Annotated in this window: 16 protein-coding genes, 2 tRNA genes, 3 rRNA genes and 1 riboswitch; of the genes, 4 read left to right on the forward strand and 17 right to left on the reverse strand. The window is 56.7% G+C overall.

Features of this window, described 5'->3' with window-relative positions:
• Positions 1–37: 37 nt before the first annotated feature.
• Genes folP through FJ404_00725 form a run of 4 tightly spaced genes read left to right on the forward strand, consistent with a single transcriptional unit; the run spans position 38 to position 3,568 of the window.
• The gene (gene folP, locus FJ404_00710) at positions 38–886 is read left to right on the forward strand and encodes a dihydropteroate synthase (GenBank protein ID MBM3821408.1); all 849 of its coding nucleotides are present in this window, start codon (positions 38–40) and stop codon (positions 884–886) included.
• Positions 887–1,738: a TIGR00159 family protein gene (locus FJ404_00715; protein MBM3821409.1), complete on the forward strand. Its 852-nt coding sequence runs from the start codon at positions 887–889 to the stop codon at positions 1,736–1,738.
• A gap of 12 nt (positions 1,739–1,750) precedes the next feature.
• Positions 1,751–2,176 carry a hypothetical protein gene (locus tag FJ404_00720; GenBank protein ID MBM3821410.1) on the forward strand — a complete coding sequence of 142 codons (426 nt, stop codon included), beginning with the start codon at positions 1,751–1,753 and terminating at the stop codon, positions 2,174–2,176.
• Between the two features lie 9 nt (positions 2,177–2,185).
• A complete protein-coding gene (locus FJ404_00725; GenBank protein ID MBM3821411.1) occupies positions 2,186–3,568 on the forward strand; it encodes a phosphoglucosamine mutase in 1,383 nt (460 codons plus the stop codon).
• On the opposite strand, the gene FJ404_00730 is transcribed toward FJ404_00725, so the two are convergent.
• The 17 genes from FJ404_00730 to FJ404_00810 form a co-directional block, all read right to left on the reverse strand.
• On the reverse strand, positions 3,534–4,319 hold the full coding sequence (locus FJ404_00730) for a hypothetical protein (GenBank protein ID MBM3821412.1): 786 nt from the start codon (positions 4,317–4,319) through the stop codon (positions 3,534–3,536). The two genes, FJ404_00725 and FJ404_00730, sit on opposite strands and share 35 nt — an antisense overlap.
• A 10-nt stretch (positions 4,320–4,329) precedes the next feature.
• Entirely contained in the window at positions 4,330–5,256 is a 927-nt protein-coding gene (locus FJ404_00735; GenBank protein ID MBM3821413.1) for a hypothetical protein, read from the reverse strand.
• A 190-nt stretch (positions 5,257–5,446) separates the two neighbouring features.
• Positions 5,447–5,565: riboswitch (cobalamin riboswitch) on the reverse strand.
• 124 nt (positions 5,566–5,689) lie between these two features.
• Complete coding sequence (locus tag FJ404_00740; protein MBM3821414.1) at positions 5,690–5,944, reverse strand: hypothetical protein; 255 nt, start codon at positions 5,942–5,944, stop codon at positions 5,690–5,692.
• Positions 5,945–6,376: 432 nt separating this feature from the next.
• Positions 6,377–6,492 (reverse strand): 5S ribosomal RNA (gene rrf, locus FJ404_00745).
• Positions 6,493–6,585: 93 nt separating this feature from the next.
• Positions 6,586–9,458: ribosomal RNA gene (locus FJ404_00750) — 23S ribosomal RNA — on the reverse strand.
• Positions 9,459–9,595: 137 nt separating this feature from the next.
• Positions 9,596–9,672, reverse strand: a tRNA-Ile gene (locus FJ404_00755).
• A 40-nt stretch (positions 9,673–9,712) separates the two neighbouring features.
• Positions 9,713–9,788 (reverse strand) — tRNA-Ala (locus tag FJ404_00760).
• 150 nt (positions 9,789–9,938) lie between these two features.
• Positions 9,939–11,503, reverse strand: a 16S ribosomal RNA gene (locus tag FJ404_00765).
• Together the 16S, 23S and 5S rRNA genes with 2 tRNA genes alongside form the textbook arrangement of a ribosomal RNA operon.
• A gap of 257 nt (positions 11,504–11,760) precedes the next feature.
• Complete coding sequence (gene bioD, locus FJ404_00770; protein MBM3821415.1) at positions 11,761–12,537, reverse strand: dethiobiotin synthase; 777 nt, start codon at positions 12,535–12,537, stop codon at positions 11,761–11,763.
• The gene (locus FJ404_00775; GenBank protein ID MBM3821416.1) at positions 12,537–13,754 is read right to left on the reverse strand and encodes a general secretion pathway protein GspK; all 1,218 of its coding nucleotides are present in this window, start codon (positions 13,752–13,754) and stop codon (positions 12,537–12,539) included. The genes bioD and FJ404_00775 overlap by 1 nt, the downstream gene beginning before the upstream one ends.
• Complete coding sequence (locus tag FJ404_00780) at positions 13,754–14,542, reverse strand: prepilin-type N-terminal cleavage/methylation domain-containing protein (protein MBM3821417.1); 789 nt, start codon at positions 14,540–14,542, stop codon at positions 13,754–13,756. The genes FJ404_00775 and FJ404_00780 overlap by 1 nt, the downstream gene beginning before the upstream one ends.
• On the reverse strand, positions 14,539–14,970 hold the full coding sequence (locus tag FJ404_00785; GenBank protein MBM3821418.1) for a prepilin-type N-terminal cleavage/methylation domain-containing protein: 432 nt from the start codon (positions 14,968–14,970) through the stop codon (positions 14,539–14,541). Before FJ404_00785 ends, FJ404_00780 begins: the two co-directional genes overlap by 4 nt.
• Entirely contained in the window at positions 14,967–15,563 is a 597-nt protein-coding gene (locus FJ404_00790; GenBank protein MBM3821419.1) for a prepilin-type N-terminal cleavage/methylation domain-containing protein, read from the reverse strand. The genes FJ404_00785 and FJ404_00790 overlap by 4 nt, the downstream gene beginning before the upstream one ends.
• Before the next feature lie 10 nt (positions 15,564–15,573).
• Entirely contained in the window at positions 15,574–16,854 is a 1,281-nt protein-coding gene (locus tag FJ404_00795) for a type II secretion system protein (GenBank protein ID MBM3821420.1), read from the reverse strand.
• Between the two features lie 1,395 nt (positions 16,855–18,249).
• The gene (locus tag FJ404_00800) at positions 18,250–18,573 is read right to left on the reverse strand and encodes a multidrug efflux SMR transporter (protein MBM3821421.1); all 324 of its coding nucleotides are present in this window, start codon (positions 18,571–18,573) and stop codon (positions 18,250–18,252) included.
• An 848-nt stretch (positions 18,574–19,421) separates the two neighbouring features.
• The gene (locus FJ404_00805) at positions 19,422–20,510 is read right to left on the reverse strand and encodes a glycosyltransferase family 4 protein (GenBank protein ID MBM3821422.1); all 1,089 of its coding nucleotides are present in this window, start codon (positions 20,508–20,510) and stop codon (positions 19,422–19,424) included.
• Between the two features lie 254 nt (positions 20,511–20,764).
• Positions 20,765–21,091, reverse strand: coding sequence for a hypothetical protein (locus FJ404_00810; protein MBM3821423.1), 327 nt, complete (start codon positions 21,089–21,091; stop codon positions 20,765–20,767).
• Positions 21,092–21,309 lie beyond the last annotated feature (218 nt).

Consider the following 21,309-nt stretch of genomic DNA (forward strand, 5'->3'; position numbering starts at 1 on the left):
CCATGCCCGCCAATCTTAAGAGCCTTGGGCCGCTGCCATGAACATGGTCTGGAAAGCCCGGGATCGACGCTGGGAATTCCCCGGACGCACGCTGGTCATGGGAATCGTAAATGTCACGCCCGATTCCTTCTCAGACGGGGGCCGTTACTTGTCCCCCGCGAAGGCGATTGAACACGGCAAGGCTCTGGCAGCAGCGGGCGCTGATGTCCTCGATATCGGAGGGGAATCCACCCGTCCGGGCGCGGAGCCCGTCTCCGAGGAGGAGGAGAAGGGGCGCATTCTGCCCGTGATTGAGAGATTGGCGAAGGAAGTGCCGGCGGCGATTTCGGTGGACACCATGAAGGCCGGGGTGGCCAGAGCGGCGATCCACGCTGGAGCGGTGGTGGTCAACGACGTGGCGGCGGCACAGCAAGGTCCCTCCATGTGGGACGTGCTGAAGGAGACGGAGGCGGGCTATGTGTGCATGCACATGAGGGGGGATCCGCGCACCATGCAGCAGCATCCGGTTTACTCGGATATCGTCCGTGACATAAGCGCTTTTTTTGGTGAACGGTTGGCCAGTCTCGTGCGGCATGGCATCTCGGCGGAAGCCGTTGTTTTTGATCCAGGCATTGGCTTCGGCAAGACCGATGATCATAATTTGCAGTTGCTCGCAAACATGCCTGCTTTTACAAACTGGCAGCGGCCCTTGCTGCTGGGGGTATCGCGGAAGTCGTTCATGGGCAGGCTGCTTGGCCTGAAGGAAGCGGATCGGATGCCTACTTCCCTCGCCTGCGCGGTCTGGGGCGCTTTGAACGGTGCGAATATTCTCCGGGTGCACGACGCGGCGGAAACCGCGCAAGCGTTGCATTTGCTGCGGCTTATCCAAGCTCGGACCGCGAATTGAATGCTCGAAACACTGCAAAGTCTATTTCAGGCCACCTGGCGTCCCGTGGTCGAAATTCTCTTTCTCGCCGTGGGGATCTACTATGCGTTCACCTTCGTGAGAGGAACACGTGGAGCACCCATCGTGAGCGGATTTGTGCTCGTCCTGGTGGGACTCGCGGCGACCTCGAAACTGCTCGATCTCAAAGTTCTGCAATGGCTCCTGGGCAGCTTTTCGACGGTCCTGATCCTGGCGGTACTCGTGATCTTCCAGCCCGAACTCAGACGCATGCTGGCCGAATTGGGCAGCCAAAACTTCCTGCAAGCCGTGCGCGAGCAGCGGGAAAACATCGAAGTCGTCATTCGCACCGTCGAACGTCTCGCGGAGGTTCACATCGGAGCGCTGATCGCCATCGAACGTTCCATCCAACTCCACGAGGCCGTGGAGTCGGGCATTCGCATCGATTGCGAGGCAACCCCTGAAATGTTCGAGACCATTTTCTTCCCCAACAACGCCATCCACGACGGCGGGGCCATCCTCAAAGGCGACCGCATCGCGTTTGCCGCCTGCATTTTTCCCCTCACTCAAAGGCAGGATCTGAACAAGTCCCTCGGCACACGCCATCGCGCCGCCATCGGGCTGTCGGAGGAAACCGACGCGGTCGTGGTGGTGGTCTCCGAGGAGGTCGGCGCCATCTCCTACGCCTACAAAGGCCAACTCACACGCGGAGTCAGCAGCGAGGAACTTCGATCCTTCCTCACCTCCGTTCTGGTTCGCAAGAGCGGTTCGCGCAGCCTGGTTGAATCCCTCAAAGCCAGATTCGCAGGAAGTGCCCGCAACCCGGAACCGCCGGCGAAAACGAGCGAACCCTGACCTTGCTGCATCATGCCCTGGCAAGACCTCATCACGCGCAATTTTGGGTGGAAGGCCTTCAGCGTCCTGCTGGCGAGCATGATTTGGTACAACATCCATACGGACATCGATGGCGAAGTCATCCCCCGTCGAGGACCCTTGGGCCATTCCGCAGCGGAACGCTTCTCGAAGGTTCCGATCGAGATCCTGCATCCCCAAGGTGCCGCTTTACCCGTAAAGCTCTCCCCGGCTCAGGTCGATGTAGTGGTGGAAGGCCCTGTTGAAGTGCTTGAGCAACTGCAAACGCGCGAAATCCGTGTCTTTGTCCAACCCGGCAAGGACCACGCCGCGTCTTCCAGCAAAGTTCCCGTCCAAGTCTTCGTCCCGCCGGGCGTCACGGTCATTCAAATTACCCCTCAGGTCGTCACCCTTGAACGAGGGGCCAACGGTTCGCGTTAATCTCCGATCATGAGTCAGACCAAGAAAATCTTCGGCACGGACGGCGTCCGCGGCACAGCCAACATCGAGCCGGTCACCGCAGAAACAGCCCTCAAACTTGGAAGGGCGGCCGCTCACGTGTTCAAAAACCTCCACACCGAATCGCGCGGCCGCGGCAAACACAGGATCGTCATCGGCAAAGACACCCGCCTGTCGGGCTACATGCTCGAGAATGCGGTGTCCTCGGGCATTCTCTCCATGGGGGTGGACGTGCTTTTCATCGGCCCCCTCCCCACGCCGGGAGTCGCCTATGTGACGCGCAGCCTGCGCGCCGACGCCGGCATCGTCATCTCGGCTTCGCACAATCCCTACGACGACAACGGCATCAAGTTTTTCCAAGGCGACGGTTTCAAGCTCGACGACAAAGTCGAAGCGGAAGTGGAGGAACTGGTCTTCAGCGGCGAAATCGAAAACATCCGGCCCACCGCCGGTCAAATCGGCAAGGCGGTGCGCATCGACGATGCCCTGGGCCGTTATATCGAATACGCCAAAGCCTCCCTGCCCCGCGGCCTGAACCTCGAGGGCATGCGCATCGTCGTGGATTGCGCCCATGGCGCGGCTTATAAGGCCACCCCCTGCGTGCTGCGGGAACTCGGGGCCGAGGTGTTCGCCTACGGCATTCAGCCGGATGGCTTGAACATCAATCGCGATTGCGGATCGATGCACCCGGAAGCCATGTGCCAGAAGGTCTGGGAACACCGCGCCCATATCGGCATCGCGCACGACGGTGACGCCGATCGCGTGCTGCTCTGCGACGAAACCGGCCACCTCGTCGACGGCGACGACATCATGGCCATCGCCGCCCTCGACCTGCTCGCCAGCGGCGCCTTGCGCGAAAAGACACTGGTGGCCACCGTCATGAGCAATTCAGGCCTGGACCAAGCCCTCAAACAGGCAGGGGGCAAAGTCGTGCGCACCGCCGTGGGCGACAAAAACGTCATCGATGAAATGCTCCGTCACGGCTACAATTTCGGCGGAGAGCAAAGCGGCCATATCATTTTCAGCGATCACGCCTCCACCGGAGATGGCCTCGTCGCCGCCCTCCAGATTCTGCGCATCATGAAGTCCGCCGACAAACCGCTCTCGGTGCTCGGCAAGTGCTGGCGTCGCTTCCCTCAAGTCGTCACCAACGTCAAGGTGCGCGAGAAAACCCCCTTCGCGGAGTTGGACGGCGTTCTCGACCTCGTGACTCAAGCCGAAAAAACTTTGAAACCTCTGGGCGGGCGAGTGCTGCTTCGTTACTCCGGAACCGAACCGAAGGCGCGGTTGCTCGCCGAAGGTCCGGATAAGCCGGAACTCGAAAGGATCAGCCGCGGTATCATCGAGAAGATCCGCGCCCAGGTTGGAGGATGAGTTTCTCCGCAGGCAATCGCCCCACCCTCGCGGCAGGCAAACGCAGATCCTGAGCTTCCAGACGCAAACGTTCGCCAGACGCATGGCCATCGGCAAAGACCAATTGCGCCTTCTCCTCGTGCCGGAAGTGTACGGTCGGCTCGTCCTGATGGACGTAGTAGAACTCCTCCAGCAATGGACGCTCAGGAGTGGCAGGAAGCTGGAACGTATTGATCTGGGCGCTATCCGCAAATACCCCGAGCCGGGAGGGGTCCGCCACCAGACTCAAATCGATGGCAGGAGAAGCGGGCGGCGCCGAAAGATTCAAGTTGTATCCAAACCCCCAGGCCGGTCCTGAAGCCTTCAATTTGAAAGCGCTCGAGGCATAGCGCAACGAAGGACAAAGGCCTACCGTTGAGGGGGTCAAATAGGCTTGCAACGCACCCGCCGCCGGATCGAAAGCCCTTTCACCTTCCCGTCCATCTTGCAGCCAGCCGAACCAGTAAATCACCCCGTCGCGATGCTTGCCCGTCCGGTAGCGAAAGGCTCTTTGCTGGTAGTCGTCCCAATACAAAGCGCAGGCCAAGCCCAGCTGACGGAGCGAGGATAGGCATTGCGCCTGACGAGTCTGGGCACGGGCACGGCTCAGCGCTGGAAGCAACAAGGAACCCAGCGCCGAAATGACCGCGACGGTCACCATCAACTCCATGATGCTGTATCCTCGCCCTGCGGCCCGCACCCATCCCCAGACCCGTTCAATCCGAATCCTCATGCAAACCTTCTCATGAGCGAGCCTGATTCGCCAGTCGCCGCCACCGCATCAACGCACCGGCTACCAGGCCGATCGCAAGCAGGCTCGACACTCCCGGTTCGGGAATGACCGTGATGGCGTCAAGCTCCAGCTGGCCGGACAATGTTTCGATACGAACGTGGGTGGCGTAATCGACCAGGGCGGGCCGGCCCTGCGCGTCCACAGCCCACGCAAGATCGAATCCCGTGCCCCCGCCTGATCCAGCGTACCGATCGCGAATGCCAGCGAGGCTCAATCCCGCGAAATCCGCCGCGCTCAATCGGGGGTCAACCGCTTGATGAAATTCGCCTGATCCGTCCGTGGGAAACAACGAATCCAATGCAGGCGCTTTGGCGGGATCAAGGGTGAAGAAGTTCAGGCCGTCGGGGCTGACTGAAACTCTTCCCACACCCTGTCCTGCGGAAAAAAGAGAACCATCGGTAATGCCTCCGCCCGTAAAGTTCCCGTTCGTAATGGTGAACCCCGTGTTGCCGAAAACCAGGAAATCGACGCCGTGGGGATGAGCGGGGTTATTGAAGGCAGGCCTTCCCAATTCAACCGTGATCGAGCCAGTGGCACCGACGGATAAGAGCTGTGAAACCAGGAAAGGCGGTGCGAATGGGTCGACTGGGCCGCCGAAGGCGCCGGAAGTGACCCGCGAAGGCAGACCGAGAATGGAAGACGAGTTTGTGTAGCCCAGTCCAGATCCGAACTCGACGGCGAATCCGCTTCCGGGAACGTAGGCTGTCACATGAGTTGCCCAGGGCTCACTCGACCCGACGGAATTGGCGGGAGGCGAAACCACAGGCTGCGCACGAAGCACGGCGCAGCACCCGAGCACCCCCCAGGCAAAAAAACGAAACTTCCGGAGGAGTCGAAGGCGAACAGAACGGTTTGTCGTGGAACTAGTCTCTTTCATGGTCGGACACAAACAAGGTTGCGGTAAGCGAGACCAGTCCGGAATGAGGGCAATAAAAAAGCCTTCATCCCCGGGTAGATGGCGAATGAAGGCATCGAACGCCTCAGGCGACAGGCCTGAAGCCCTGGCCTCATCCTTCTCTTGGCGGAGAAGTGGATTCTTGGAAAATCCTGACGAGCAGGCGGGAGGGGATATCCTGACTCGCGGTTTCGAGCCTCATTCCCGCCTTCCCGGAATAGATCCAGTGGCATGTAGGAACTTGTAACCGCTCACAGTGGCGCAACCGTCCCCGATTCTCACGGGGTTCCCAGGCCTCCAGCCTGATAACAATCAGCACCCATGCGGCTCCGGACCGGGAAGAACATCCCCCGGGAAACGCGGGCCGCTGTCAAAGAACATCAGAGGACTACCGCAACCTGATCGGAAAGCAAAGTTATTTGTGGATTCCGACCATCATTCCCCGAATCCAACCCGGCCTCCAGAGGGCGGTCGGCAGCGAGACGCGTTCCTTGGCGCTTGTAATGGATGGTGGCGCCGTCTCCAGCAATTCCCACCTCCATCGCGCCAAGAGCATCCGATGATCCACCGGACGAAGGCGCAGATCGTCGTTGAGGATCTTGAACACCGCTTCAATCTCCGTCAGCACCCGATACGGCTCCCAGAACTTGCCCGAATCGGCCTCCGTCAAATTGGTCCGTAAAAGGTATCGACCTTCTCTCCACAGCCGTGGCCCTCGCCCGTTCCGTGGCCGATTCGTCCTGGCCACAAACCACTCAGGGAAAGACATGCAGCACACATGCGCCCGCCAAGCGGAATTTGAGATCAATGGGCTGAGGTCACGATCTGCGCATTGGACATGCGTCTGAAGTGGCGTCGGCCAGAATGGAGACTCCGCGCGGATTGGGTCAGGGAAGACGATCCCCCGGGAGGAGATCGCGGCGGCCGATGGGCGCGAGCGGAAGCGCCTGGAACGGCCCGCCCCGACAACCTGCGGATGCACCGTTGATGGATCCGGTGCGTCATTCGGAATGTCGTCATCGCCAGAAGCTCGCAGAGTTCAGGATCTGCGGGGAAAGAAAAACGGCCGGAACCCTGTCGGGCCGGCCGCTTTCACTGAAAGATTTGGCGACTACCTACTCTCGCAGAAGCTATACAACCACTACCATCGGCAATGCTGCGTTTGACGGCCGAGTTCGGAATGGGATCGGGTCGGACCGCAGCTTTATGGTCACCAAAAAATTGAATAAGAACAATTTCGTTCTCTGAAAACTATACATAGGGCGAACCGACAGAGGCTATCCACAATTTCGCCGAGTAAAATCGCCTTTGAAAAAAAGCGATCAAGCCTCACGACCGATTAGTATCAGTCCGCTAAACGCTTCGCAGCGCTTGCACGCCTGACCTATCAACCAGGTGGTCTACCTGGGGTCTTTAGGGCCTTGCGGCCGGGAAACCATATCTTGGGATGGGCTTGGCACTTAGATGCTTTCAGCGCTTATCCCTTCCGCACATGGCTACGCAGCGATGCCCCTGACGGAACAACTGCCACACCAGAAGTGCGTCATTCTCGGTCCTCTCGTACTAAAGAATGAACCCCTCAAGTTTCCTTCGCCCACAGTGGATAAGGACCGAACTGTCTCACGACGTTCTGAACCCAGCTCGCGTACCGCTTTAACCGGCGAACAGCCGGACCCTTGGGACCTTCTCCAGCCCCAGGATGCGATGAGCCGACATCGAGGTGCCAAACCGATTCGTCGATGTGAACTCTTGGAATCGATCAGCCTGTTATCCCTAGCGTACCTTTTGTCCGTTGAGCGATGGCAATTCCACATTCAACCATCGGATCACTTGGGCCTGCTTTCGCATCTGCTCGACTTGTTGGTCTTGCAGTCAACCTGGCTTCTACCCATACGCTCGACGCACAGTTGCCAACCGTGCTGAGCCAAGCTTAGCGCTCCTCCGTTACACTTTTGGAGGAAACCGCCCCAGTCAAACTGACCCGCACGCACTGTCCCCCGCCTGGCTAACAGGAATCGGGGTTAGAATCCTAATTAAAAAAGAGTGGTGTTTCACATTGCGGCTCCAGCACGACCGAAGCCATGCCTTCAAAGCCTCCCACCTACGCTAAGCATCCTTAATCAGAACACAATACGAGCTTACAGTAAAGGTGCATAGGGTCTTTCCGTCCTACTGCGGGCATGCGGCATCTTCACCGCAGCTACAATTTCGCCGAGATCCTCTCCGAGACAGTCGTTCAGTCGTTACACGATTCGTGCAGGTCGGAACTTACCCGACAAGGAATTTCGCTACCTTAGGACCGTTATAGTTACGGCCGACATTCACGGGGACTTAGGTTCGAAGCTTCGCCTTGCGGCTAACCTCTTGCCTTGATCTTTCCGCATTGGTCACGTGTCACACCCTATACGTCGTCTTGACGACTTTGCAGAGTGCTGTGTTTTTGTTAAACAGTCGCTAAACGCAATTTACTGCGGCTCCACTTGCGTGGAGCACCCCTTTTCCCGAAGTTACGGGGCTAATTTGCCGAGTTCCTTAGAGAGGTTTCTCTCGCGCGCCTTAGTCTATTCGACTCACCCACCTGTGTCGGTTTACGGTACGGGCGGCCTGGGGAACAACCGCGGCCTTTTCTAGGCAGATTGTCCGGTGGTACGCTTCGGGTCGCCCCTAAGCTCTGTCTTTCAATGACTTGGCCACTTTTCTCTCTGCGTCAGCCACGGCCTTAACCCAAGCCGGCGCGGGAATATTAACCCGCTGTGCATCGGCTACGCCTTACGGCCTCACCTTAGCTCCCGGCTAACCCTGGGAGGACGAACCTGCCCCAGGAAACCTTAGGTTTACGGCGACCAGAATTCTCATCTGGTTTATCGCTACTCATGTCTGCATTCTCACTAATCAGCGCTCCACCGTCCGTTTCCGTCGGGCTTCGCTGCACTGATTACGCTCTCCTACCACGCTGGCGCTCCAAAGAGCTCCAGCATCCATAGCTTCGGTATGCGGTTTGATCGCCAATCATTTTCGGCGCGACATCGCTCGATGAGTCAGCTATTACGCACTGTTTAAATGGTGGCTGCCTCTAAGCCAACATCCTCACTGTCTAAGCAACGTCACATCCTTTCCACTTAACCACATTTAGGCACCTTAGCTGATGGTCAGGGCTGTTGCCCTCTCGGCTACGAAGCTTATCCCTCGCAGCCTGACTGCCGGGGTAATGTTTTCCAGGGCATTCGGAGTTTGATTGGTTTTGGCATCCTGGTGGGGACCCTAAGCCATCCAGTGCTCTACCTCCCTGGAGTACTTTCCCGACGCTAGCCCTCAAGCTATTTCGGAGAGAACCAGCTATCACGGGGTTTGATTAGTCTTTCGCTCCTACTCTCAAGTCATCTCAGGATTTTTCAACATCCACGAGTTCGGTCCTTCACCTGGTGTTACCCAGGCTTCAACCTGCTCAAGAGTAGATCACCTCCGCTTCGGGTCTATTGCCAGCGACTTGGCGCACCATTCGTACTCGGTTTCCCTTCGCCTTCACCCCAGAGGGGCTTAAGCTGGCCACTGACAATAACTCGCAGACTCATTATGCAAAAGGCAAGCAGTCACCCTTGCGGGCTCCTACACATTGTATGCAATCGGTTTCAGTAACTATTTCACTCCCCTAGCCGGGGTTCTTTTCACCTTTCCCTCGCGGTACTAGTTCACTATCGGTTGCCAAGGAGTATTTAGCCTTATCCGGTGGTCCGGACGGATTCATGCGGAGTTTCACGTGCACCGCATTACTTGGGATACCTCTAGGGGGCCTCGCGCTTCGCTCACCCGGCTGTCACGGTCTATGGCCGGCCTTTCCAGGCCGTTAAGCTCACGTCTGACCTCCCACGTCAAGGTCCCGCAACCCCGGAAGGACAAGTCCCTCCGGTTTAGGCTGTTCCGCTTTCGCTCGCCACTACTGACGGAATCGCTTCGTTTTCTTTTCCTGGGGTTACTGAGATGTTTCACTTCACCCCGTTTCGCCTCGCCGGACTATGAATTCATCCGGTCGATAACCGCCCGTTACGACGGCTGGGTTGTCCCATTCGGAGATCCACGGATCAACGCCTGCTTGCGGCTTCCCGTGGCTTATCGCAACTTGCTACGTCCTTCATCGCCTCTTGGCACCAAGGCATCCACCGTTTGCACTTAGTAGCTTGATCACAAAGTTAACCATTGTTTCCAATGGAACTCAGCGAACTGTAGATTTTATGCCTCTATCTATTCTTTCCCTATGTATAGTTGTCAAAGAACGTCAAGGCCCGGCCTGAACCGGGCCCTAAATCCTGCTGAATCGCGTGCATGGTGGGCCTGACTGGACTTGAACCAGTGACCCTGCGCTTATCAAGCGCATGCTCTAACCAACTGAGCTACAGGCCCCCACGAATCTATTGCCGCCAGACTTTGATCTGATCGGAGATGGTGGAGCTGAGGAGATTCGAACTCCTGACCTATAGCTTGCAAAGCTACCGCTCTACCAACTGAGCTACAGCCCCAAATTCGATGGGTTTCCTCGGTGGACGGCAGCCCCGAAGCGCGATTTTGATTTGTTCAAAGAACGCATTGAAAACCGAGTAGTGCGACAAGCGAGCCCAACAACCTTGCGGTTGTCCGACCTTGAACCGGACTTTCATCCGGTTCTGTGTCTCCTTAGAAAGGAGGTGATCCAGCCGCAGGTTCCCCTACGGCTACCTTGTTACGACTTCATCCCAATCACCAGCCATACCTTCGGCACCTTTTGAGGGGCGACTTCGGGTACAACCGGCTTTCATGATGTGACGGGCGGTGTGTACAAGGCCTGGGAACGTATTCACGGCGCCGTAGCTGATGCGCCATTACTAGCGATTCCAGCTTCATGTTGGCGAGTTGCAGCCAACAATCTGAACTGAGCCCGGTTTTTGGGGATTTGCTCCACCTCACGGTCTTGCTTCCCTTTGTGCCGGGCATTGTAGTACGTGTGCAGCCCTGGCCGTAAGGGCCATACTGACTTGACGTCATCCCCACCTTCCTCCTCGTTTAAGCGAGGCAGTCTGTCCAGAGTGCTCCGAACTCTCGTTCGGGTGGCAACAGGACACAAGGGTTGCGCTCGTTGCGGGACTTAACCCAACATCTCACGACACGAGCTGACGACAGCCATGCAGCACCTGTGCAAGCTGGTATTGCTACCTCGTCCCGCTTTCACGGTTCTACTACTTGCATGTCAAGGCCAGGTAAGGTTCTTCGCGTTGCATCGAATTAAGCCACATACTCCACCGCTTGTGCAGGCCCCCGTCAATTTCTTTGAGTTTTAATCTTGCGACCGTACTTCCCAGGCGGCGCATTTAACGCGTTAGCTTCGCCACGAACGGGGTCGATTCCGCTCACAGCAAATGCGCACCGTTTACGGCTAGGACTACCAGGGTATCTAATCCTGTTTGCTCCCCTAGCTTTCGTGCCTCAGTGTCAGGAGTCGTCCAGAGACCCGCCTTCGCCACTGGTGTTCCTCTCGATATCTACGCATTTCACTGCTACACCGAGAATTCCAGTCTCCCCTCCGACCCTCTAGCCTGATAGTATCCAATGCCATTTCCGAGTTGAGCTCGGAGATTTCACATCGGACTTACCCGGCCACCTACGCACCCTTTACGCCCAGTGAATCCGAACAACGCTTGGGACCTCTGTATTACCGCGGCTGCTGGCACAGAGTTAGCCGTCCCTTCCTCTTTCGCTACGATCAGCTTCTCATCTTTTAAATAAGAAGGTTTGGTCACGAATGACAGGGGTTTACGGGCCGAAGCCATTCATCCCCCACGCGGCGTCGCTCCTTCAGGCTTTCGCCCATTGAGAAAAATTCTCGACTGCTGCCACCCGTAGGTGTCTGGACCGTGTCTCAGTTCCAGTGTGGCTGGTCGTCCTCTCAGACCAGCTACCCGTCTTAGCCTTGGTGAGCCGTTACCTCACCAACTAGCTGATAGGCCGCGGGCTTATCGAGAAGCGTCAGGCCTTGCGGTCCCCAACTTCAGCTGCAGGAGGATGCCCCCCCGCAGCCACATCCGGTATTAGCTCGCCTTTCAGCGAGTTGTCCCGGACTTCACGGCAAATTACCCACGTGTTACGCACCCTTGCGCCACGCCGACTACGAAATATTGCTACTCCGCAATCAGCGTTCGACTTGCATGTCTTATCCACGCCGCCAGCGTTCGTTCTGAGCCAGAATCAAACTCTCCGTAATTAAAACGTTAGCTTGATTCATGCCTGGCTTTCGCCAAGCAACTGCAATTACTAAAACTCTTTGGTTGATTGATTGCTAACAACATCAACCAAAGGGGCTCTAACTTATCGCACTATTCGATTTTCAATGAACTGGGGGTCTTTCGACCCAAAAATTTTCCCGTTTAGGGGATAAAAGTTCGTGGCGCCAACAATGATCAATCAGCGCCAACGTCAGTTTATTTAACCGCGCCAAAATTATCGACTAATTCCGCACTGTCAACGGCTTTTTAATCTTTTTTTCGCCGAGTTTAGTCCGCCAACTTCCGTCCTGTTAAAGAGCGGCGAAAAACTAGCAAAGCCCGTCAGACGGGCAAGAGTTTTTTTTGAAATTACGTCCAATGAATTGCAAGTATCTCTGTACAATTCGTTTACGTTTACTCTTTTAAGGGTCAATATCTCAACTTTCGGCAAGAGGATTCGTAAATAGGACGCGTTCCCCCGATAAGACTCATCCCGCCGGGTCGGGTCGAAAAGCACCACCACTATCCGATGCAACCCCTTGGACCGCATCGCTCTAACGGACAACAGCACCTCGTTCATCACACCCAGTTTGTTCTGGGCAACCACAACACATGTACCGTCCAGGCGTTGGGCCAGATCCAAGACACACTCATTCTTGTTGAACGGAACCATCACACCACCAACACCTTCCACAACTAGATAATCGACCCCCGCCCCACTCCTTTTCACCGCATCCAGGATTTCCGTCACCGCCAGCGTTCTCCCTTCCACGCATGCCGCCACCCAAGGTGCTGCCGGCAATGAAAAGAACAAGGGATTGATGTCGTCAATCGAGACCTGCCTCCCTTGCTGCCGCATCAACCGGTTGGGGTCGGATCGTCCCCCGGTGCTTACGGGCTTCAATAACCGGTAACGGGCCCCCATCGACTTCAAATACGCACCCAGCATCAGAACAAGGACCGTTTTCCCGACTCCCGTCCCTGTCCCCGTCACGAATAAGACACCCGGTCCGTTCCCCGCGTCCTTCATCATCACTCCCAATGCATGTATAATGTTTGAATATCCCGAGCGTTCATGCGCCGTAGCAACGCGATAAACCGGCGATGATAGCCATTGATCTCGGCGTCCACATGGACTTCAAAGGTGAAGCTTCGAACCGTGCAGAACTGCCCGAAGACTCCCGCCAACTGAGGCGAGAATCCCGGCACGCCCGCAACTTCGGACGGACTGGCAAACGGTGTGTCGTCCAGCGTCCCCTCCGCACCGTCGTAGCCGGAGCGCGCCTGCACGATGGCGCCCGCCATGTGCGCGTCCACTCCGGGAATCAATTGCAGCACCGCCGCCGAGGCTGTGTTCAAATTGATCTGCCGGGCGCCGACCGCGCTGAACAAATCGACCAGGCCCACCGGCATGGCCGCCACCCCGTACCCCTGAAGTCCAAAACCTGGATTTCGCGACGTCACACCCGTTCGCGCCGAGCGTCCGCCGGTCGGAGGTGGAAGGGCTTGCTGGAACGGGGCCGCGGCCGCGAGTGCCCCCAGCCCGCCCGCCAAACGGTTCGTCGCTTGCGGCCCCCAAAAAATCTCAGGAGTCACCCCTTTGACCAACAGGAGTTCCGTCAAATCCCCGATGGGCCCGTTCTTCGCAACGTAAGGAGGACTCAAGCTAAGATAGTAATCGGATTCCGCGCCCGCCATGGATTGGCTATCATCCCTGTCTCTCCAGTCCTTGATGGAGTCCACGATCATGGAGAAGGTCGACGCATCGACACCGATCAACGTTAAAGCCTGTTGGATGACGGCGTCATTGGCGGAATTGATGTTGAGCTTGCGTTCGGCATCGATGATCTTGATGGAGAAAGTGCCGTCGCCCACCACGTTATTCTCCAAGGATATTTCCGCCAGGAGATCGTTGGTATTGCCGGGACCACCGGCCCACTTTTGCTTCAACGAATCGAACGGTTCCGGTATGCTTGACTGCTGGGAGAGAACGTAACGAGCCAACTCCACGCCCGAACGTCCGAGCCACTGCAAATCCGTGTCCAGGGCGGTATTCTTGGCCAGTTTCGTTTCAACCTTCATGGAGAAGGCAAATCCTCCCGCCAGGACACTGAGGACCAGCACCATGATCATCACGATCAAGAGGGCGATCCCCGCTTCCTGTCTCGAACCATGCAAGCCTTGTTGATTCATGGATTTCCGTCGGCCCATTCGAGGCATTGGTTGCAGCAAGTCCACACGGAGTTCCATTAGCGCAATGGAGCCCCCCCGGATGGAGGGGGCAGCTGGGGGTTGCGTCCGGGAGGCTGATTCAAGATGTTGGACCGCGTATTCAGCGGTCCACCCACTGCCGTTCCCATTTGAAACTCCACCGGGATCGCCATCGCGGCCAGCGCCACGTCCCGCGTGAAGATTTCGCGCGGCCGGGAGAAGTGCTGATTGGCACGTCCGAATCCGAGTGTCACCCGCACCATTTTAGGCAGTTGATTGGTCAGGAACCAATCTTTGACCCATTCGCCGCGGTTGGCTTCCCAGAATTCAAGCGTGAACAGGTTCACGTCAGGAGCCAGGGGAAGCGAGTAGGAAAGGTCCTGAGCGGAGTTCGTCGCGATCAGGACAGGACGCTGGCGCATCATCAACTGATTGACGCCATCCGAACTGGCTTCGATCGAGAATTCGACACGCCGGACATTTTGCCCCCCGAAATAGCCGCTCCCCGGAAAAGATTCAGGCAACCGCGCCGCCAGGCTCACGAACGCGAAGTCCTTCGTGGTATCCGCGAAGAACGCGTAATGCTTCGCGTTCTCCACATAAAGCTGGGCTGAAACGAACGCGTCCTCCACGCAGCGCATGGCGATCCGCGCCCGCTGGGCTTCGATGGCGGCATCCTGGGCGATGCGCGTGCCCCGGAGGATTGAGGACCAACTGGCGTAGATCGCCACCATGATCATGCCGAAGATTCCGATGGCCATCATGATCTCCACCAGCGTGAAGGCGGAACCTCGGCGCCCGATACGGTTCGGAGGAAACAACTTCATCGTCTGCCTACCCCCAATCCTCTCGGCGTGGATTCTGGACGATAGAGCCAGAAACTCATGCGTGTTTCGACCGGCTTTTTCTCCTGCACCCAGAACACGCTCAAATCCACCTGGAACAAACCGTTGGTCGCAATCATGCGGGTGGTTCGAGACCAGGTGTAGTCGCGATGCATGTCGCCGAAGTTACCGCTTTCCATGCCCTCCTCCAAACGATTGGTGAGCACGAGTTCGGAGGCCAAACTCCCGATATCCACGTTTTCCTGCTGGAGCGCTCGCGCCTGGCGCAAGCAACGCGAGGTCAGTTCGAGGATTGAAAACACGGCAATGAAGAAAATCGCGATGGCGATCATCACCTCGATCAGGGTGAACGCCTCCTGCCCGCGCAAGTGCGACCTGCGCGCGGGTGGTCCTTGGCGGAGAAGTCTCATTGCATGACGTCCATGGTGGCAATGCCGGTCACGACTTCGAGGGAGATTTTGCGAACCTCTCCATCCTCGGATCTCAACACGATCGTGAACTCGTCGCTGGTTCCATTCGGGTGGAAACGCACACGCGCCTCGCCCGCGTCCATGTGATCCACAAAATTGATATCCAGCAATTCCACCGCGACGTTCTCGGGCAATCGGGCGGAGAATGAGGGGGCAGCCGGTCCGCGAGCCTCCGTATTGTCGCGAAGATTGACGGTCAGTTCATTCATGGATCGGGGCCGGGAATCGGGAACCATTTGGATGCTCAAGGTTCCGTCTTCCGCGCGGATGACAAAGTCGGCGGCGACGCCTTGCAGAATGGCTTGGGCGCGCGCTTGGACACACCCTTCCAAGAGGTCGGCACAGGCCTTCCGGATGCCCTCCTGGCGCAAGGATTTGTAGATGGCCGGCATCCCCATGGCGAGTACGACAGCCATAATCCCGATGGCCACCATGATCTCGATGAGCGTGAATGCGCTCCGCCCCCATTCCTTGTCGAAGCCACGACCGTGGGATCGGGTCCAAAGGAACGGTTGATGAGCGCCGGCATTCACGGGGTTCTGCCTATTTCGATTGGATGCTGGAGGTGATGGCAAACATGGCCGAAAGGACGCTCAAGAGCAATCCACCCACCCCCAAAGCCATGACGATGATGAGGGCGGGTTCAATCAGGTTGGTCATCACGCCGAGGGCACGATCCAGCTCGCTCTCGTACGTTTCGGCCACATTTTGAAGGGCACCCGGGACGTCCCCTGTCTCCTCGCCAATTTTCAACAAGTCGATCATGAGCTGGGGGAACAAGCGACTCTGGGCCAGGGGCTGGGCGATGGTCTTGCCGTCGGTGACCTGCTCGCGTGTCTTTGCGATGGCCTCTCTCAAGAGGACGTTGGGCATGATTTGCTCGGTGATGCGAAGCGCCGTGAGGACGGGAACGCCATTGTGCAAGAGGGTGGAAAGAGTGCGGGCGAATTGCCCAAAGAGATTGAGCCGAAACACTTTGCCAACTACAGGAGCTTGCAGCTTCCACGCATCAAGGGCTCGACGACCGCGCACGGTGCCACGAAAGCGCATAAAGAGAACCCACAGGCAAATCCCGACCAGCAGCATTAACCACCAGTAGTTGCCAAAGACATGGCTGATGGAGATGAGCACCTGAGTCGATGCCGGCAACGGCACCTTCATGCCTTCGAAAATCGAAAGGAATCGAGGCAGCATGAAGCTCATGAAGAAGATGACAATGGCCAGACCGACGCAGGCCACGACGGCTGGATAAATCATGGCGGAGGAAAATTTGGATTGAACTTCCGCAAATCGTTCGAAATGGGAAGCCAATCGACGCAGCACGTCTTGAAGTGCCCCGCTCTGTTCCCCTGCCCGCACCATGTTGACGTAAATATCCGAGAAAATCACGGGCTGCTTGGCCATGGCATCGGACAAGCCCCGCCCTTCCATCACATCCTGCTTCAACTGCTTGCTCACGTCGGAGGGGATACCCTTGGACTCGAGATGCGTCATGCTGTTCAGGGCAACCGTCAACGGCATGCCCGAGTGAAGCAAATTGGCGAGTTGACGAGTGAAGGTGGCCAATTCCTGAAGCTTGGGTCGCCGAGGCTTGTTCACCCACGCCCTCAAAGTCGGGGGAAGAAGCTCGGATCCAGAACCTCGAGACCCCCGTTCCTTGGGTTTATCCGACTTCGAGGCGGCAGACTTAGAAGCTTCAACTGCAACAGGAAAGAGTCCCAAACGTTCGATCTGGCTCAATGCCAGAGCACGATCCGGAACATCGAGGACTCCGGTCACAATTTCTCCATTTCGTTTGCGGGCGCGGTAAGAAAAGGCGGGCATGGCTAAATCCTCATTGTTAAACGCCTTCCTAGACAAAAAGTTGCGAAAAACCCAACAGCGGAAGCGCCCCATCCGAGACATTGTGTCTCACGATTTTCCATGAACCGTCTCCATAATAAATCAATAACTGGGATGATTGCGAAAGTCATTCGATCGAGGATAATGCGTTCGTCCCAGTTATGAGTGCTTGCGAAGCGCGGGGTGCGCAATGAGCAGACCAAGGAGGTGACGCTCCGCATCCAAGCTGTTAACGGGATACCGCCGTCTTCAGGGGGGTTCAAAGGAGGCCCTGGAGGCGGCCTTTTTATTTGCCATCCCCAGAATTCCTCTCCCCGCGTGAAGTGTTGCACCTTGCCTGGCCCCAATGCCTTTAGAGCCTGTTTGGAAATTGGGCGGGTCCTGCGGCGAGAGATTTTGGCGGCGGCCAAGGCGGCGAGGCCGGAGCATCCGCAAAGCGGGCTGTAACGGCCAAGCCAACGCAGGCCGCCGGCAAAAGATCCGCCGCCCGAAGGGTTTTCGCGGAAAAGGCCCGCTGGCTTCGTTGCTCGTCGGTCACCGGGCGCTGGCGGCCATGCTCCCTCCTCGTGCCTCGCCATCGGGCCTTTTCCGCGAAAACAGGACCCCACCCAATTTCCAAACACGCTCTTAAGAATTTCCACGCTGAGAACGTCGGTGGATCCGGAAGAATTTGACTTTCACCATAAGTTGCTCTGAATCAATAAGATGGGAATTGATGATAAAAGGGTATCCAATCGAAGTTTCATTCGAGACTGTTTTCGACGAGGTCATTCCCAAGGAAGTGAACGAAACCATCTTAGAAGCTCGCGCTCCGGCCAAGCGGTGGCCTCTTCTGGTAACCTCACGCCACGTGGTCCAGGCGATGGTGGTCCCGAACCTGTACACTACGGCCGCGGCACGCTTTCTCTGGCGCTGGAGATGGTCACGAGATGCGAGGTCAGTGCGGGCGAGGATGAAGGCGGCGCGGGTAGACCAGGTGGCACGGCTGAGGATCAGTTTTGCCAAGACGCCTGCCTTCATGGCTCCCTCGTGCCGCCGAGGCATGCTGAGCCAGGCAGAGATCCAGGAGATGATGAGGCGAACGAACTGCAAGAGCGGTGGGGTGATCCCGGAGCATCGGCAACGATCCTGTCCGCGCGCGAGGCCCCAACCGGTGAGCAGTAGGACTCGACTCGCCCATCATTCCTATCAAACAGGCCCCACCGAAAACGAAATCAGCCCGGCAACTCGATCCCATTCTTACAGGCGTTGGCCCTAAAGTGGCGGAAGGGAGAGATCCCACTTGAAGAACTCCGAGCTCGTTCACTCGCCGGCATCGTGAATGGCTCCGCTTTGCGCCGCAACCGCTTACCCTTCATGGTTGAGCCGCGGTCGCATTCAATGAGTCCCTCCGGAGATGTTTAACGCAACCACTCCTCCGATGATGGCAAGCAGCCCTACGACCTTGAGGACGCTGATCGGCTCTCGAAAGTAGAGGACTCCCAACGTCGCTATCAACGCCGTGCCAACGCCGCTCCAGATGGCGTAGGCAACGCTGACATCCACCTTTTTGAGAGTCAAAGTGAGGAAATAAAAGCAAACCCCGTAGAACAGCCACATCAGCACCGAAGGGGTGAACTTGGTAAAACCAGCCGAGAGTTTCATGCAGGTCGTGCCTGCCACTTCGGCGAGAATAGCGAGTGTGAGGTAAAGCCAGTGCATGTCGTAAAGCCGCCTAAAGCATCAGGTCACCGACAGACGCCGGAATCGGGCCACTGCAGCAAATCCAACGTCCGAAGCCTCCAACGACTCCGAAATCGCGGCGGGCGTGGCGGTTCCCTTGGAGTGCCTGGTTCGGGGAGATCCGCCGAACCCGTGGCGGGCCAGAACGATTGCCATGGTCAGATAAGGAGATGATGAGGATGGGCTCGACCAACGGACCAGGAACCATCCTCTCCAACGAAAATGATGCGACGCGGCAACACCGCGACAAAATCGGAATGCAGCACTGGCAGTGCCCGACCCTCTGCCAGACGAATCCAACCGCGATCAAACAGTAGCGTCTGCAATGCTTGACGAATTCCCTCGACGCCCATGTACGGACGCTAGGCCAAGCCGGAGACTGCTTCAAGCACAGAGTCTTGGCACCCAAAGCCTGAGATCTCTGCGCCCACGCAACTCGCCCCTCCGCCTTCTGCGTCCTTCGCGGCCTTTCCGTGAGGGAAAGCAAGATGCCTCTCCCCAAGTCCCCGACGTGTGCAAAGGAAATCAAGGCACTTTCCAATCGGCACACCTGGAAATAATTCGAAACCTCTGTCCCGGAGGAACTGAGGGTGTCAGCGGTCGAATTGATTGACCCGCCTTTGGTCGAAATGGCTGACCCACCCTGGCCGACATGTTTCCTTTAAATCACTCCCTTATCACGTTGTTGCGGAATGATTTAAAGAAAACATGTCTCTTTTTGCGAGAATGAGCGACGGGTCAATCATTTCGACCCCGGACGGGTCAATTTGATTCGACCGCTGGCACTGAGGGTATTACATCACAAGAGTCCTGCTTCTATTCAGAGTTTATGGTCGTATCGAGGAGAGTCCCTTAAAGACACGAGCCATATTTCTCAAAGTGTGACTCAAAGTATAACTTTCGATGACAAGTAGATGAGCTGCCTGCCCCATTTGCTCTCTCAGCGTACTGTCGCCAGCCAGCCGCAGGACTGCTTGAGCCACTTTGTCCGGGGATGACGGAGGAACAACGAGTCCGGTTTTTCCATCCAGGCACACTTCCGGAAGGCCTCCGATGCTCGTTGTAATAAGCGGCTTCTTGAGGAAAGCGGCTTGAAGAGAGGCTTGAGAGATCCCTTCGTGCGCCGTGCTCAGAAGTGCAAACATGTCGATGGCGGCGAGGGCGGCCCTTGGATTGTCCAAATGCCCCGTGAAGATGAAGGGAAGATCAGGGTCAACCAAAGGCCTATACTGTTCGATGTAACCGCCACCCACGACAACCCACTTCAATCTGGGGTCATGACGAAGACTTTTGGCCGCGGCGATGAGGTCTTGTATCCCTTTCCAGGATCGAACGACACAGACAGACCCAATCAGTATTTCATCTGGCTTTACATGGATCGAACTACGGAATTCTCGCGCCTCTTCTTGAGGGACTTCAAAAGGTTCAACCCCTGTTGGAATGCACTGGATTCGGCTGAGCGGAAGGTGGGCTTTTTGCTCGATCTCCGGGATGATACACGATGAGGTGGTTACAACATAATCTGCCAAACCATTATAAAGCAGTCGAGCGTTGAGCCCCCCTCGAATGGGTGTCGATAGATGCCTTGTTCGCACAACGGATCGTCCCATGATTCTTGCAGCGATGCCTCCCAACCAGGCATCGAACGAGCTATGCGTGTTAACCACATCGATCCTCCCCTTTTTGATGATAGTGCATAGCTGCCACAGTGCCTTGAGCGCTTGGGATCGTTTGAAATCGATTTCAAACACTTCGAACCCTTCTTTGCGGGCATACTCTACGAGTTTGCCGCCCTGCACGACAGCGAGTGTGATTTGGAAGCCTTCTTTTCTAAGCCCTAAACACTCCTTGAGAATGCGGATTTCCTGACCGCCCCAGCCATTTGAGCTCTCAGTGTGTAAAATATGCATGGACATGCGCTACCATTCTGTTGCGGACCGAAGAGAGCAAAGGTTCTTTAAGCGATTTTCATTTTGATCCGTTGATACCTGTCTATAGATTGCCGATCTATTGTATAACGTGAAGGAAAGCGGCTGGCATGGTAACTGTTAACGCCGGGATTCACAATCGAAAACTGGTAAAGCTTATCGCCGCCGTGTTCCAATAGCATCCTCATCGGGACATTTTACAAAGTGCCGCAACTCGAGGTTACCACGGATGCCGTGGCGCTTCAGGTTGAACGAGGGATTAGACCTGAGCGCAACCACGCTAACACCTCGGCTTCGGGCGGATTGAGCTGAGGCACACGCTGGAATTCGACTTTGCGACCAGCATACAGGGCGCAGACCGCCTGATGAGCGTTCAGCGACATGGGCCCGTCTCGCGTGTAGTACTCGGTCGCCCAGGCCAGGAGAAACTGGAGGTTGGCGTCCTGCATTGGCTTGGAGGGGTACTTGTGCGGTTCCCAGGGACGGTTCAGGCAGTTTTCGATGCAGCTCTGAAGCCCAGGATTCAGGAAGATGAGAAACGGCTCAAAGCGCAACGCCACTTCGATCAAGGTGCCGTAGCAGCCTCAGACATCCTGACCTCATGCGGGGAAAGATTGGGTGGAGTGGAATGGAATTGAGACCAAGAGGGACATTTTCGACTTTCAAGGATGGGGGTGGTGGCGGTGAATAGGTGAATGCCGCAAGTTCAATGACCGATGTTTCCTGCCGGGTCTGTGGAGCTCAACCGCGATCTGGCGTGTCGAACGGAAGGAGACAAAGTGGTCTA

The organism is Verrucomicrobiota bacterium (assembly GCA_016871495.1).
In the GTDB taxonomy this organism is placed as follows: domain Bacteria; phylum Verrucomicrobiota; class Verrucomicrobiia; order Limisphaerales; family VHDF01; genus VHDF01.

Coding starts and splice junctions, on each gene's coding strand:
- folP (MBM3821408.1), top strand. CDS start 38: ATGAACATGGTCTGGAAAGCCCGGGATCGACGCTGGGAATTCCCCGGA.
- FJ404_00715 (MBM3821409.1), top strand. CDS start 887: ATGCTCGAAACACTGCAAAGTCTATTTCAGGCCACCTGGCGTCCCGTG.
- FJ404_00720 (MBM3821410.1), top strand. CDS start 1,751: ATGCCCTGGCAAGACCTCATCACGCGCAATTTTGGGTGGAAGGCCTTC.
- FJ404_00725 (MBM3821411.1), top strand. CDS start 2,186: ATGAGTCAGACCAAGAAAATCTTCGGCACGGACGGCGTCCGCGGCACA.
- FJ404_00730 (MBM3821412.1), bottom strand. CDS start 4,319: ATGAGGATTCGGATTGAACGGGTCTGGGGATGGGTGCGGGCCGCAGGG.
- FJ404_00735 (MBM3821413.1), bottom strand. CDS start 5,256: ATGAAAGAGACTAGTTCCACGACAAACCGTTCTGTTCGCCTTCGACTC.
- bioD (MBM3821415.1), bottom strand. CDS start 12,537: ATGATGAAGGACGCGGGGAACGGACCGGGTGTCTTATTCGTGACGGGG.
- FJ404_00775 (MBM3821416.1), bottom strand. CDS start 13,754: ATGGAACTCCGTGTGGACTTGCTGCAACCAATGCCTCGAATGGGCCGA.
- FJ404_00780 (MBM3821417.1), bottom strand. CDS start 14,542: ATGAAGTTGTTTCCTCCGAACCGTATCGGGCGCCGAGGTTCCGCCTTC.
- FJ404_00785 (MBM3821418.1), bottom strand. CDS start 14,970: ATGAGACTTCTCCGCCAAGGACCACCCGCGCGCAGGTCGCACTTGCGC.
- FJ404_00795 (MBM3821420.1), bottom strand. CDS start 16,854: ATGCCCGCCTTTTCTTACCGCGCCCGCAAACGAAATGGAGAAATTGTG.
- FJ404_00800 (MBM3821421.1), bottom strand. CDS start 18,573: ATGCACTGGCTTTACCTCACACTCGCTATTCTCGCCGAAGTGGCAGGC.
- FJ404_00805 (MBM3821422.1), bottom strand. CDS start 20,510: ATGTCCATGCATATTTTACACACTGAGAGCTCAAATGGCTGGGGCGGT.